The organism is Koromonas humicola (assembly GCF_059726255.1).
The window spans coordinates 1,219,901-1,233,056 of sequence record NZ_AP040873.1 but is presented as its reverse complement, the minus strand read 5'-3'; the positions used below and the strand labels follow the sequence as shown (position 1 = coordinate 1,233,056).

Sequence of the window (13,156 nt, the reverse complement as noted above, 5' to 3'; positions counted from 1 at the left end):
CAGAGGCCTGACGTTAACATCCAATTCCCGCCAGCGCATGAATGGCAAGGGAGGCTCAATGACGCGTAAGCTCGGAATCTTGGCGCTTGCAATCGTCTGGTGCCTTGGAGCGTCTGCTGCCGTTAACCCAGGTAATATCCGCGGAGTCGTGCGCAACAGCTCCGGAGTGCCGCAGATGGGTGCTGTAGTAGAGGTACTCTCGAGCACAACCTCCCGCACCCAGACCGCTCTTACCGATACACACGGCGTATTTACGATGCCGGGTCTGCTGCCAGGTCTTTACACCGTAAAGGTTAGCGCCCCAAGCTTCCTCCCAACTATCCGCGAACGTGTGAGTTTGCAGTCCGGCGCAAGTCTGCTGCTGAACGTCACGCTGAACACCTTGTTCGAAGCAATTCAACTGGTTCCCCGCCGAAAGCCTACGCCTGATGGAGATGACGACTGGCGATGGGCTCTACGATCCATGGCGAACCGGCCGATTCTAAGATTGGCTGACGATAAGCCGCTCGTGGTAGTACAGCGAGACGAGAGTTCGGACGGACAGTTGAAGGCACGGGTGTCATTTATCGCGGGTGCGGATGGCGATGCATTCAGTGGCGGCCCGAACGTCGACACGAACTTCCACATTGAGCAGTCGATGTTTGGCAAGCGTTCGACTTTGAAGAAGTGGTCGCTCAATGGTGGAGTCGCGACGAACACCACCAATCCGAACGCAGTCATTCGCGCTGCATATTCGCGCGAAATGCCCGACGGCTCATTCCCTGAGATCGCTATCTCCGCCAAGCACTTTGCATCGCTCAACCCCGATCAGCCCGCGATACAGGCACTTGCTCTTTCGGTAGCGAACGCGATGACCTTTGGCGAAAAGCTGGAGATCGAGTATGGCGGCGAAACCCAGATGTTGCAATTCCGCGAGCGGGCGGTCAGCTATCGTCCATTTGCCAGCGTCAGCGTTCATCCCGGAAAGAACACCGTTCTGCAGTATCGCTACGCGACTAGCGCTCCGAACTTGCGAAGAGCAAAGGGTTTCGATACGGCGCCGGCCGATCTGAGCGAAAGCAATCCGCGCCTGACCATGACGCAACTCGGACAGCGGGTCGAACGCGCCCAGCACCATGAGGTTTCTATCTCGCAGCGCATGGGCAAGCACAAGGTCCAATTCGCTGCATATTCAGACACCTTGCATAACGCCGCGCTCACGGGGACCGGGGCAGCGCTCACCGGCGATACAGATTTTCTGATCGGCGATCCATACTCAGGGAACTTCTCGTACAACGGCGGCACCTTGCGCACGCAGGGCGTTCGCGCCGTGTACTCGCATCCCCTGGTAAAGGGCCTCGATGGCACGTTCGACTACGGCTTTGGAGGAGTGTTAAACGCGCCTCCCCAGCTCCGGCTCGTCACACAGACATCGACTTCGCTTGTGACTAGCAAACGGCACTCGGCGGCCGCGAAGATTTCAGGCACGGCTCCAGCAAGCAAGACGAAGGTGATTGCAAGCTATCGATGGCTGAGCGGCAGCGCGTTGACTCCGGTTGACATGTTCAACGCCTCTGCGGGCCAGACGGATCCATACCTGAGCTTCTTTATTCGTCAACCGATACCGACGCTGCACCTGCTGCCCAACGGCCTCGAAGCTCTGATTGATGTTCGCAATCTGCTGGCGCAAGGGTATCGTCCCGTACTGAGTCCTGACGGTAGCGTGGTGTACCTGGTTCAGGGAGTACGCAGCATTCGGGCGGGCCTCAGCTTTAATTTCTAGAACGCGCTGGGATCAATCCTCGTGCGCGACTGATCTGCTCTCGGGCAGGTATTCACAAGCCTCACGGCACTCCAGGCAGTAGTAGCAGCCATCTTGTACGAGGCGGACATCGTGCTCACCCATGCACAGAAAGCAGTACTTGTCGCACGTGCACTTCTCTTCTACCTGTTCACAAACATTGCATGTAAATCGTTGGGCCATGGGCGCACTTTAACTCGCATTTTCCTGTTACGCAACAGTGTCTCTCCGGGGTGTCGCAGCAAATTGCCTGCACTGCTCACCGCGTGTTAAGTTTTAAGGTTCCAGCGGCCTGATTATGGCCAATTGATTCCCGTCCAGAGGTCCTGTCCTTGTCTTCATCTACCGAATCTGCCGTAATCCGCAAAACAGCTCTCAACGCCGTGCATCGCCAACTTGGCGCGCGCATGGTGGACTTCAATGGATGGGATATGCCGGTTGAGTATCCGGCCAACGCCACCCGTAAATCCGGCGGTCTCATCGCCGAGCACATGATTGTCCGCACATCGGTTGGTCTGTTCGATGTGAGCCACATGGGCGACATCCGGGTGCATGGCCCCGAATCGCTGAAGGCCGTGCAACACATGACGTTCAATGATGCTTCGAAACTCGCGATTGGCCAGGCGCAATATTCTGCACTGCTCTATCCCACAGGAACGTTTGTCGATGATGTGATCGTTCATCGTCTTGGCGAGTCCGACTTCCTGCTGGTGATCAACGCAGGCACCCGCGAGAAGGATGCGGCCTGGGTTCGCGATGCGGCGAAAGGATTCAACTGCGAAGTTGAAGACTTGAGCGACCGCTACACCCAGATCGCAATCCAAGGCCCGAACGGTTGGCGCACTCTTCAGAAGTTGACTGACGCAGATCTGACCAAGGTGAAGTTTTACTGGTTTACTCACGGCACAGTCTGCGGACTTCCGAATGTGCTTATTGCGCGCACTGGATACACCGCGGAAGACGGCTTCGAAATCTACATTCCTTCAGACGAAGCCACTAGCACGCGGGTTTGGAACGAGTTGATGTCTGCCGGAGAAGAGTTCGGAGTCCTGCCTTGCGGTCTCGGAGCGCGCAACACGCTACGGCTTGAGGGGGCTCTCTCGCTCTACGGGCACGAGATTTCGGACACCATCACGCCATGGGAAGCGCGTCTGGACCGTTTCCTGAAGATGGAAAAGGACGAGTTCATCGGTAAGCCCGCACTTGAAGCACAGAAGAAACGTGGACTGCAACGCATTCTCATTGGACTCGAAGCAATCGAACGCGGCATCCCGCGTGACGGATATCGCGTGCTGGATTCTCAGGGACACGGAATCGGAAACGTCACGAGCGGATCCCCTGCGCCATTTTTGAAGAAGAACATCGCGCTTGCTTACGTTCCAATTGAGTACTCATCCGAAGGAACTGAATTAGCAGTAGAGGTTCGCAGTCAGACCGTGAAGTGCAAGGTGGTGCCTACGCCGTTCTATAAGCGGCCAAGCAAGTCCACCAGCACTGCGGCGACCGAATCCGTGCAAAAGCAGTAGAGTACAATTTCAGCATTCATCAAATTGTTGATGTTGGGTCCACCATTGCCGGTCTTCCCGGCTTGTAATCAATTTCTGGAGACGATCATGGCTTATCCGCCGGAATTTAAATACACCAAAGAGCACGAGTGGCTTTCAGTTGACGGCACAACAGGAACAATCGGAATCACTGATTACGCCCAGAACTCGCTGGGCGACATTGTTTTCGTCGAATTGCCAAAGGTCGGCGCCGAGTTGATTGCCGGAAAGACTTTCGGCACGGTTGAGTCGGTCAAGGCTGTTAGCGATCTCTATGCCCCCATCTCGGGAACAGTAACGGAGATCAATGCAGAGCTCACCACCTCTCCTGAAAAGGTCAACAGTTCTCCTCATACCGCGTGGATGGTGAAGGTGACTATGGCCAATCCGTCTGAAACCGCTGCCCTGCTCTCGGTGGCCGACTACGAGAAGTTCATCGCCGAAGAGAAGTAGGCGAGTTCGCCGTCAGGAAAAGAATTCATCATGCGCTATCTCCCGAAGTCCCCAGCCGAACGCGAGCATATGCTGCGCGAAATCGGTGTTTGTTGCGTTGACGAGCTGTTCAAGCCCATACCCGAGCAGTTTCGCCTGAAGCGCGATCTCGCAATTCCACGCCAGATGGCGGAAAGCGAGATTGTCGGTTGGTTCCGTGACCGCGCCGCTGAAAACGGCTCTGGATACGACATCCTGCTCGGTGCTGGCGCCTACAACCACTACCGCCCATTGGTGATCGACACGCTCATCTCGCGCGGAGAGTGGTTCACGGCCTATACGCCTTACCAGCCCGAAATCGCACAAGGCACATTGCAGGCAATCTTTGAGTTTCAGACCATGGTTTGCGAACTCACCGGAATGGAAGTCGCAAACGCATCAATGTACGACGGTTCGACCGGGGCTGCTGAAGCCGTGATGATGGCCATGCGCATCACCGGACGAACCTCGGCGATTCTTGCCCGCAGCGTCCATCCGGAATATCGCGAAGTGATTGCCACGTACGCGAAATACCAGGGATTGCCAATGTCCGAGGTCGGATTCACCGACAACGGACGCATCGATCTCAAAGCGCTGGACGCGGCGATTACTCCTGATACGGCGTGCGTACTAATCCAATCTCCGAACTTCTTCGGCACCATTGAAGACGTCGCGGCAATCGCTGACGTCGCCCATGCGAAAGGCGCGTTGCTTGTCGTCTCCATCGCGGAAGCGCTTTCGCTTGGGATTGTCCGTCCACCGGCAGAGGCCGACATTGTTTCGATGGAAGCTCAGTCGTTCGGTGTTCCTCTCAGCTATGGCGGACCTTATGCCGGAGTAATTGCCACACGCGAGAAGTACGTAAGGCAGATTCCAGGACGCCTTGCGGGACAGACCACCGACCGCAACGGCAAGCGCGGATTCGTTCTGACACTCTCTACTCGCGAACAACACATTCGTCGCGAAAAGGCTACGTCGAACATCTGCACGAATCAGGCACTTATCGCGCTGATGGCCAACATCTACATGGATGTTTACGGCCGCGAGGGTCTCAAGGATCTAGCAACCCAGAACTTGGCGAAGGCTGCTTATGCGCGCCAGACGCTTGGCCGTAAGGGGAAGGTGCTCTTTGAAGGCGCACCGCGCTTCAACGAGTTTGTGTTGCAGACCACTGAGGACTCGTACGAACTTTCGCATCGACTTGCTGAAAAGCGGAAGATCATCGGAGGCTTCCCGCTCCGCAAGTTCTATCCCGAACTCGGCAATGCCGCCGTCTGGTGCGCGACAGAGCTTACATCAAGGGCTTCGATCGACGCTGCCGCTGACGAGGTGCATGCATGAGCAACAAAGACATTCGTAAGGCTAGCACCCACATCTCGCAGAACGAAGGACTGATCTTCGAGCACTCGTCTCCCGGCAAGAAGGCATATCGCCTGCGCCAGCTCGATGTGCCTGAAATCGACGCCGCTGCCGAACTGGGCGATGCACTTCGGACCGAACCAGCGCCGTTGCCTGAGGTCAGCGAGGTTGAGATCATTCGCCACTTCACGCGGCTCTCGACCTGGAACTATGCGGTCGATCATGGCATGTATCCGCTCGGCTCCTGCACGATGAAGTACAACCCGCGTGTAAACGAAATCGTGGCGCGGCTCGATGGAATTGCGGGGGCACACCCATATCAGCCGGAACAGATTTCTCAGGGTGCACTTCGCATCATGAAGTCTTTGGCCGATCAGCTGATTGAAATCACCGGCATGGACGCCATCACGTTACAGCCTGCAGCGGGAGCACACGGTGAACTGACGGGAATCCTGCTGGTGCGCGCGTATCTGGAATCGAAAGGTAACGCACGCAAGAAGGTTCTAATTCCAGACTCGGCGCACGGTACTAATCCAGCAACCGCTGCGATGGCTGGCTACCAAGTCGAGAACTTGCGCAGCAACGAGAATGGCATGGTCGACCTTGCCTCTCTCGAAGCGCAAATGAACGAGGATGTGGCCGCTCTCATGCTCACGAATCCCAACACGTTGGGAATTTTCGAGCAGCAGATTGCGGACATCGCCGAAATTCTGCATCGCAAGGGCGGTCTGCTGTACATGGATGGCGCCAACATGAACGCCTTGGTTGCCAAGGCTCGGCCCGGCGATTTCGGTGTGGACGTCATGCACCTGAATCTACACAAGACCTTCTCGACGCCACACGGCGGAGGCGGTCCGGGCTCAGGTCCAGTTGCCTGCAAGAAGCATCTGGAACCCTTCCTGCCCAAGCCTGTGGTCGTAGAAGGTGAAAACGGATTACTTCGACTGGACTACGATCGTCCGCAGTCGATCGGCCGTGTTCGCGCTTTCTTCGGAAACTTCGGCATGCATGTTCGTGCGCTGGCATACATCATGGCAAATGGCCCCGATGGATTGCGGCAAACAACGGAAGACGCGGTACTCAACGCGAACTACCTGCGCAAGAAACTCGAAGGCACCTACGAACTGCAATACTCCACGCCGACGATGCATGAAGTGGTTTTCAGTGACAAACTGCAGACCAAAGCGGGCGTCAAGACCGGAGATATTGCAAAGCGCCTCATCGACTATGGATTCCATCCGTACACCGTGAGCTTCCCCATGGTCGTGCATGGCGCGCTGATGATCGAGCCAACCGAGAGCGAACCGCTCGAGGAACTTGATCTGTTTGTCGATGCCATGAAGTCCATTGCACAGGAAGCGCTCGACACTCCAGAGGTGATCAAAGATGCACCTTACTCGACGCGCATCTCGCGTCTCGATGAAACGGCGGCAGCCCGCAAGCCTGTCCTGCGTTGGCAGCCAAACGGCAAACAGTAGGAGTTAGTAGCTACAAAGCCCTGCCTTGACCAGAGTGTCCGGGGCAGGGCTTTTGCATTTGCGAGAAGGTCTCTCCTTTGAGGCACATACGCCTTTCCGAATTTCATGGCAGATGAACCACACTGCGCAACGGCGCTTTACGCACACTTAACACCATCCAAATTCGCCGAAGGTTCATCAGAGTAGATAGATGAATCCAATCGAAAGAAAAGCGGGTTGATGAGTAGTTCTGAAGTGTACGTTGGCTATGTCACGGGTTGGAGATGGTGGTTGCTCGATGAAAAATCGCCAAATCCGCACCCTTGCAGCATAGGAATTCCCTATCGGTGGAAGTGGGCTGGAGAGAACTCGACAGAGCAACTGTCGCTTGGCAACCGGCGTGGGTTTTACGCGTACAAACCTGCAGCTGTTGAACGCCTTGGAGGGGGATCGCCATTGTTGTTCGGCCGAGTTGCGCTTTATGGCGACGTCATCGTGCACAGCTATGGATACCGTGCGGAAAAGGCTCGCATCCTTGATGCATGGTGTGCCCCCGAGTGGTGGGGCAAGCTTTCGAGAGTGCACCAGGTAAAGGGAGTTTTCAAAATCACAACAATGGGAGACACGGATTGGCTGATATTGGCGAACCTAACAGAATCGAGCGACACTACCCTCTCGGATTCCCCGAGGATACCCCTGCGTACCCGGAGCAGGCACCTGTAACCGAGCCAGAACACGAGCCTACGCACGCAAACTAGGTAGGTTTTGTCCTGCAACAACGGAAGATGTGCGGCTAGCTTCAGCGGTACGAAAGAGGTACCCTGAATTCATGCGAGTTGTAAAAGGCACGTTCCGCTTCCTGCTTCTTCTGGCACTGCTATGTGCTCCGATGGCGGCACAATCGGTGCTGAAGGCGCTCTCTGCAGGTGCAGGCACTGGGCAATCGGCAAAGACCCTCGATCCACTCGGTCGTGCTACGCCTCGCGGAACACTGACTGGCTTTATGCAGGCCGCGCAAAAGGGTGATAACGAGCGCGCAGCCGAATACCTGCAACTTCCCCGCCAGGAAACTGAACTCGACTCAACTCGCATTGTGCAGGACCTGAAATCCTTGCTCGACGAGGCCTATGTTGGCCGGCTCGGTGGGATTACCGACAATCCTGAACTGATCTACGATCCGCAACTCGAACCGAATCACGAGCGCGTAGGGGAATTCACCGTAAGTGGCAAAGAGCTGCCATTGCTGCTCGTGCGCGTGCCCGATAGCAATGGCGGGCATGTTTGGCTCATCTCCTGGAGCACCCTAAGCAAAACTGAAGATTTGGCCAATGATGTACGGTCGCACCAGGTCGAACGCCATCTGCCTCATGTGCTGGTGCGCCAGCGATTCCTGTCCATTCCGCTCTGGGTTTGGGCAGCTTTCGTCTTGCTCATTCCGATTGCCCTACTTGCGGGATTGGTAGCGGTGTCGGTTGCGCGCTCGCCTGCATGGCTGCTGGCCCGCATCCACCATCGCGCCGCACAGTCGGAAGTGTGGACCAACATTCGCGGTCCGGTGCTGTTGTTCGCCGCTGCCGCTGCGCACGCAATCGGCATGCGGATGATTTCGGTCCCACTGCTTTTCCGCGAATACTACCTTAAGGTGCAGGCGACGGCGCTGCTGTTTGCGGTGGCGTGGTTGTTGTGGGACTTCGTAACGGTCTGGAGTCGTCGCACACGACGGCAGATGACCGCCCCAAAAGATCGCGGCACGCTCTCTCTTTCCCTGCTGCTACACCGCGTATTAAAGATGGGCATTGTAACTGCCGCGGTGCTAAGCATCTTGTACCTCGCCGGGTTTGATCTCTCGGCCGCACTCGCTGGACTCGGCATTGGCGGTATCGCGGTGGCTTTGGCCGCGCAGAAAACGATTGAGAATCTGTTCGGCGGTATCAGCATCTTGACCGACCAAGTTATGCGTGTAGGTGACCTGTGCCGTGTGGGAGACACAGTCGGGACAGTTGAGGATATCGGTCTGCGCTCCACGCTCATTCGAACCTACGACCGCGGACTCATCTCCGTGCCGAATGGTTCGCTGGCAACAGCGAACGTCGAGAACCTGAGCGCACGCGACAAGATGCGCGTCTTCTGCAAGATCGGTTTGCGCTATGAAACCACCCGTGCGCAGTTGGAGCGAGTGTTGGCAGAAGTAACCAGCATGTTGCAGGAGCATTCGAAGGTAGAATCCTCAACCGCATGGATTCGCCTCGCAAAGCTTGCTGACAGTTCGCTCGAACTCGAGATGCAGGCCTATGTGCTGACGCACGAGTACAACGAATTCAGCGCTGTTCGAGAGGACTTGCTGTTGCGTGTGATGGATATTGTTGAGAGCTGCGGAAGTTCTCTGGCGTTTCCCTCGCAGACCGTTTACTTGGCACATGAACCGGAGATGGCGGACAGCGCCCGAAGCGGCAAATAGTTCAATCCCCAGCGGGCTTTCTTACGCGATATAGAATCAGCGGTTCTTGCTCAAACACCTTGTCCGCCACTTCGCCGATTCCTCGCCCGTAGCGATTAGCGCCGTAGCTCCAGATGTAATCGTAATCGGCAGCGACGGCGCTCCACTCAGGCTCCACGTCAAAGCAGTGCCCCCAATATCCATCGCTCATGTACGGATCGTACGTGATACGCATCGGTGTCTGTCCGGGAATGTCGAACAGGTATGGCGAAATCGCACCACGGCGGATGACCGCATACGCCCAATAATGAACGTAGTAGTAGTCGAGTGGGTCTTGTTCCTTGCAGGTATCGACGAGCGGAAAAACCTTCGCGGCGGGAGCGATCTGTTGAATGGCCTCGTTCATCGCCACGTTCTTATCCGTCTCATCCTGGAATCCCGTGGTGATGTTGAACACGCGCAAAAGCGTGAGGGCCACGGCCAGAATTGCAATCCAGTTTGCGCGGCGTCCCACATGAAACAACGCCAGAGTCAGCAGGCAAAGCGGCGGGACCAGGCGAACGTCGAGGTCGGAACTCGCTCCCCACCCATACGGAAGCAACAGATAGACGACGAAGAAACCGGCGAACACAAAGAGCCAGCGCCAGTTCACCTTGAGTTCGCGGTTGCGCACCACAACCACCAGCAAGCACACTACAAGTCCGGCAGCAAAGATCTTGTCCAGCGTCAGGTCATACCCCTGCGTCGGAATGTTGCGAAGCGCTTCGATTTTGTCGGCCAGTGGACGCCATTCCAGACGTTTTTGTTCCGAGAGTCCTGGACGCGCCCACAAGAAGAGCAGCGAAGGTGGAGCAAGAAAACATGCGAGCTTCATCCACTCGCGCCACTTAAACGAGGTCAGCTCATACAACACCAAGATGAACGCCGCCGCAGCGAATCCCAACAGGTGTGCGAAATACGTCGCAAAGCTCACGAGCACGAACACCACAGCTCGCGCCAGCGAGGGACTTCGTCGATACCACAGCCACGTTCCGACCATCAGGAAGCAAAAGCCAACCGACAGGTGATACGCAGTGAATCCCCAAAGAAACAGCGTGTAGAAAGACAATGCACAAGCCAGCAGTGAGAGCTTGATGTTATCGCGATCCACTTGCCACAAGAACCAAGCCACTGAGACCGGCACGAGCATCGTGGTGAGGATCAGCAGGAGTTTTCCGGCGGCCTCGACCGGAAGTACATATTGAAACCCAACCAGCACTAGATCCCACAAGACATATGGATAGGGCTTCCAATCGGCTTTGTAGTAGTCGGCAAACTGATATGCGGGATCGTTTAGGTGATGCAGGACAAAAGCTCGGGCGAGGTGATTCGCGAAATCGAGCAGTGGAGGCTCATGCACAAGTAGAAACGGAACAGCCAGTGTGGATAGCAGTATCGCAAAGAGAGCGATCCAGAGGGCGTTACGTTTCGCAGGTGACATCGTAAGAGAAGTTCTCCCTTGCATGAGTGCTCTTTCGAAGGTACTCGCTCCAGCTTTCGATTTTCAAGGGAAGCACGCGTGTAAAGCCCATTTCAGTGATGCTCACGGGGACGCCTTGCCTGCTACGACCGATTATTCCTGCGCGAAATATACGTACGACGATTCCCAGAGTTCGGTTGGAATCCGGCCACGAGGACAGGATGTGATGATGATGTTGTACTGGCCTGAATTCGCTAGTGTGGCTAGAAACCCCGAGTCTGTACCGGGTTCGGCAAGCGCAAGATATTCGAGGAAGTTGTAGATATCGTGCTCTTCACCAAGAGAAGGTGCAGTGAACGACAGTTCAGTGTGATCCTGAAAGAAGTGCCACGCAATAGAGGCCGCGAGGTTGATGCAGCGCTCGTAATGCTCGGCGTTAAGAGCTCCCTGCCCGGGGTTGTCGAACACGATTCGCACGCGTCGCTCATCTTCCCGCGTAAACTCGCGAACCTTGAGTTCCCCTGACTTCGCCGTAGCCTTCCAGTCCACGTGTCGGGCGCTGTCCTCCGGTTCGTAATCTCGGATGCGGTACAGGTCGGCTCCCCGCCCGCGCAGATTGGTTTCCAGTTCGCCGGTGATCATCGGCAGCACTTCGAGCATCTCATCCGTCGGATCAACCACCGGAAAGACAATCACGTCCTGGTTCAGCGGCACAGTCCGCGTCTTCGTCAGAAACGAGAACGGAAATCGCGTCGAGATTCCGATACCGCGTTGCTGATACCGGCCTCTTTGCGGAAAGCACAGGTTCAGTTCGGCACTCTGCCGGTTACTGCCGGGGAGGAACGGGAAATACACCACGTCCTCAAACACAGGTGGCAACTGCTTCGGCTGAGGCACTTTCACGTATGCGAAATCCGGCCACCGCAACAGCGGCTTACGCCCGGTGCGCTCGGGAGGAAAGACAAAGTTTGACCGCTGCCAACGCCAGCGCGAACGCACTTTCTTCTGTACTGGAGGAACCACGTTGATAGAAAAGGCGGGCAGCCACCGCCGATTTCGCAACAGCACCGCTCCTGCGTAACTCTGCCCGGCAAATACGTGGTGCGGCAGATGCAGGTCCACCTCAAGTCCGCTGATCATGATGGCCGAGACGATTCCGCTGACCAGCACCGCCCCGAGCATGGCCGCAACGACGATGAACAGAAGATTGTTTCCGGTGTTTAGCGCCGCGACGGCAATCAATAACGTGAGCGCCAGGTAGATTAGTCCCTCGCGGGTAACCTCATAGTTCAAGGCCTCTCGCATGCGGCGAGATACGACTTGTTTTGCAAGGTAAGGAACGGTCGATACTGCGACCACGGCTGACAGCAGCAGCGCCGACGATGCAAAAACTGCTGTTGCGAGCAGGTCTCCAGCTTCTCGCGATGCAGTTGAGAGCAGAGCAGACGCAAACGCCAACGCCAACCCAAAAACGGCGATGAACAGCCGGACCCATGCGCCGCGATCCACACCGCGAAGCGCATCCCCGAGCTGCTGGCGCAGATTCATGAGGTCATTATGCCATCTGGCATGCAGCAAACGCGTTTCCACCCGCCAGAGCGGCTCAATCAGGATTCCAGGAAACGCTGGACACGTGAGTTGAACTCCTCAGGAGCTTCCTCGTATGGAAGGTGTCCGACTTGTGGCAGCACCTCATACTTTGCATCGCGGAAATAGCGCTGAAGCAGCGGACCTGAGCTTGCCGAGACTGCTGCATCTTCTTTGCCCCAAAGGAGCAGCGTAGGAATGTTGGCGATTGTGGGTAGCGCCTTTCGCAGCTGTTCCATGTCGCGACCCCACGTGCGCACAATCTCCAGTGCATAGTCGTACGAACTTGGATCCGTTAGGTTCACGTCATACCCAGCGCGAGTTTCGGCCGTGATTAATGCTTCGTTCCAGTACATATCTCCTAAAGCGTGCGCCCGAAACGCGTGGCTGGCCGGACCAATACTGCGCATGATGAATCGCCCAATTGTGGTGCTGAAAAGCGCTAACCGGAGCTTCGCGTTCGGCATAAGGGGATGCGCTGGCGCGACCAAAACCAGCCTCCGGATCTTTGGCATTGCGTACTGACGATCGTGGCTCGCCGCAAACATCGCCACGGCTCCTCCATGAGAGGTGCCAACCAGATCAACTTGGGGATGGCCGAGTGACCGAATGAAGTCCATCAGGCGCGAGCCGGTCGCCGAGAGGCTGAGATCTACCGAACCCGCCGGAGGACGATCAGAGTGGCCAATTCCCAGGAGATCGACAGCGTAGACATCGCGTGATTGCGCAAAATGCTGAAGATTGTGCCGCCAGCTAAAGCTGTAGCCGAGGAGTCCGTGCACGAAAACCACTGGAGGCGCGGAGTTCCCGTCCGAACCGATGCACGGGACATGGAGGTACCGCATTCTATGTTCTCCGCAGGGGAACCAGAATTCCTGCTGTTGGAGAAAACGTTCAGTTTCAGATTCTTGCAACGATCCTCCCGTCATTTTTGGGCCTGGACATGGATTTCAGACGCTCCGGCCAGCGCAACACGAACCCTCACCTTAATCGATCATTACCAGCTTAGATGCGAGCCGTTGCATCCAAAGCAATCATGCGAAATCTTCCAATTTTCATAGC

General features: G+C 56.2%; 10 protein-coding genes. 7 read left to right on the top strand and 3 right to left on the bottom strand.

Annotation, left to right across the window (positions count from 1 at the left end; genetic code table 11):
* Nucleotides 1-58 precede the first annotated feature (58 nt).
* The 7 genes from AC6IZD_RS05340 (at nt 59) to AC6IZD_RS05310 (ending at nt 9,069) form a co-directional block, all read left to right on the top strand.
* Nucleotides 59-1,762, top strand: a complete 1,704-nt coding sequence (locus tag AC6IZD_RS05340; protein WP_497786651.1) for a TonB-dependent receptor — start codon at nt 59-61, stop codon at nt 1,760-1,762.
* A gap of 350 nt (nt 1,763-2,112) precedes the next feature.
* The gene (gene gcvT / locus AC6IZD_RS05335) at nt 2,113-3,306 is read left to right on the top strand and encodes a glycine cleavage system aminomethyltransferase GcvT (RefSeq protein WP_497786650.1); all 1,194 of its coding nucleotides are present in this window, start codon (nt 2,113-2,115) and stop codon (nt 3,304-3,306) included.
* 87 nt (nt 3,307-3,393) lie between these two features.
* On the top strand, nt 3,394-3,777 hold the full coding sequence (gcvH, locus tag AC6IZD_RS05330) for a glycine cleavage system protein GcvH (protein ID WP_497786649.1): 384 nt from the start codon (nt 3,394-3,396) through the stop codon (nt 3,775-3,777).
* 30 nt (nt 3,778-3,807) lie between these two features.
* Nucleotides 3,808-5,136 (top strand): aminomethyl-transferring glycine dehydrogenase subunit GcvPA, encoded by a 1,329-nt coding sequence (gcvPA, locus tag AC6IZD_RS05325; RefSeq protein WP_497786648.1) that lies wholly within the window; start codon nt 3,808-3,810, stop codon nt 5,134-5,136.
* Nucleotides 5,133-6,632: an aminomethyl-transferring glycine dehydrogenase subunit GcvPB gene (gcvPB, locus tag AC6IZD_RS05320; protein WP_497786647.1), complete on the top strand. Its 1,500-nt coding sequence runs from the start codon at nt 5,133-5,135 to the stop codon at nt 6,630-6,632. Before gcvPA ends, gcvPB begins: the two co-directional genes overlap by 4 nt.
* Before the next feature lie 219 nt (nt 6,633-6,851).
* Nucleotides 6,852-7,334, top strand: a complete 483-nt coding sequence (locus AC6IZD_RS05315; protein ID WP_497786646.1) for a hypothetical protein — start codon at nt 6,852-6,854, stop codon at nt 7,332-7,334.
* Nucleotides 7,335-7,440: 106 nt separating this feature from the next.
* Nucleotides 7,441-9,069: a mechanosensitive ion channel family protein gene (locus AC6IZD_RS05310; protein WP_497786645.1), complete on the top strand. Its 1,629-nt coding sequence runs from the start codon at nt 7,441-7,443 to the stop codon at nt 9,067-9,069.
* A 1-nt stretch (nt 9,070) separates the two neighbouring features.
* On the opposite strand, the gene AC6IZD_RS05305 is transcribed toward AC6IZD_RS05310, so the two are convergent.
* The 3 genes from AC6IZD_RS05305 to AC6IZD_RS05295 form a co-directional block, all read right to left on the bottom strand.
* Complete coding sequence (locus tag AC6IZD_RS05305; RefSeq protein WP_497786644.1) at nt 9,071-10,528, bottom strand: hypothetical protein; 1,458 nt, start codon at nt 10,526-10,528, stop codon at nt 9,071-9,073.
* Nucleotides 10,529-10,660: 132 nt separating this feature from the next.
* Nucleotides 10,661-12,055 carry a DUF58 domain-containing protein gene (locus tag AC6IZD_RS05300; protein WP_497786643.1) on the bottom strand — a complete coding sequence of 465 codons (1,395 nt, stop codon included), beginning with the start codon at nt 12,053-12,055 and terminating at the stop codon, nt 10,661-10,663.
* A gap of 59 nt (nt 12,056-12,114) precedes the next feature.
* A complete protein-coding gene (locus AC6IZD_RS05295; protein WP_497786642.1) occupies nt 12,115-12,939 on the bottom strand; it encodes an alpha/beta fold hydrolase in 825 nt (274 codons plus the stop codon).
* Nucleotides 12,940-13,156: the final 217 nt, after the last annotated feature.

Coding starts and splice junctions, on each gene's coding strand:
- gcvPA (WP_497786648.1), top strand. CDS start 3,808: ATGCGCTATCTCCCGAAGTCCCCAGCCGAACGCGAGCATATGCTGCGC.
- AC6IZD_RS05300 (WP_497786643.1), bottom strand. CDS start 12,055: ATGAATCTGCGCCAGCAGCTCGGGGATGCGCTTCGCGGTGTGGATCGC.
- AC6IZD_RS05305 (WP_497786644.1), bottom strand. CDS start 10,528: ATGTCACCTGCGAAACGTAACGCCCTCTGGATCGCTCTCTTTGCGATA.
- AC6IZD_RS05315 (WP_497786646.1), top strand. CDS start 6,852: ATGAGTAGTTCTGAAGTGTACGTTGGCTATGTCACGGGTTGGAGATGG.
- gcvH (WP_497786649.1), top strand. CDS start 3,394: ATGGCTTATCCGCCGGAATTTAAATACACCAAAGAGCACGAGTGGCTT.
- gcvPB (WP_497786647.1), top strand. CDS start 5,133: ATGAGCAACAAAGACATTCGTAAGGCTAGCACCCACATCTCGCAGAAC.
- AC6IZD_RS05310 (WP_497786645.1), top strand. CDS start 7,441: ATGCGAGTTGTAAAAGGCACGTTCCGCTTCCTGCTTCTTCTGGCACTG.
- AC6IZD_RS05340 (WP_497786651.1), top strand. CDS start 59: ATGACGCGTAAGCTCGGAATCTTGGCGCTTGCAATCGTCTGGTGCCTT.
- AC6IZD_RS05295 (WP_497786642.1), bottom strand. CDS start 12,939: ATGCGGTACCTCCATGTCCCGTGCATCGGTTCGGACGGGAACTCCGCG.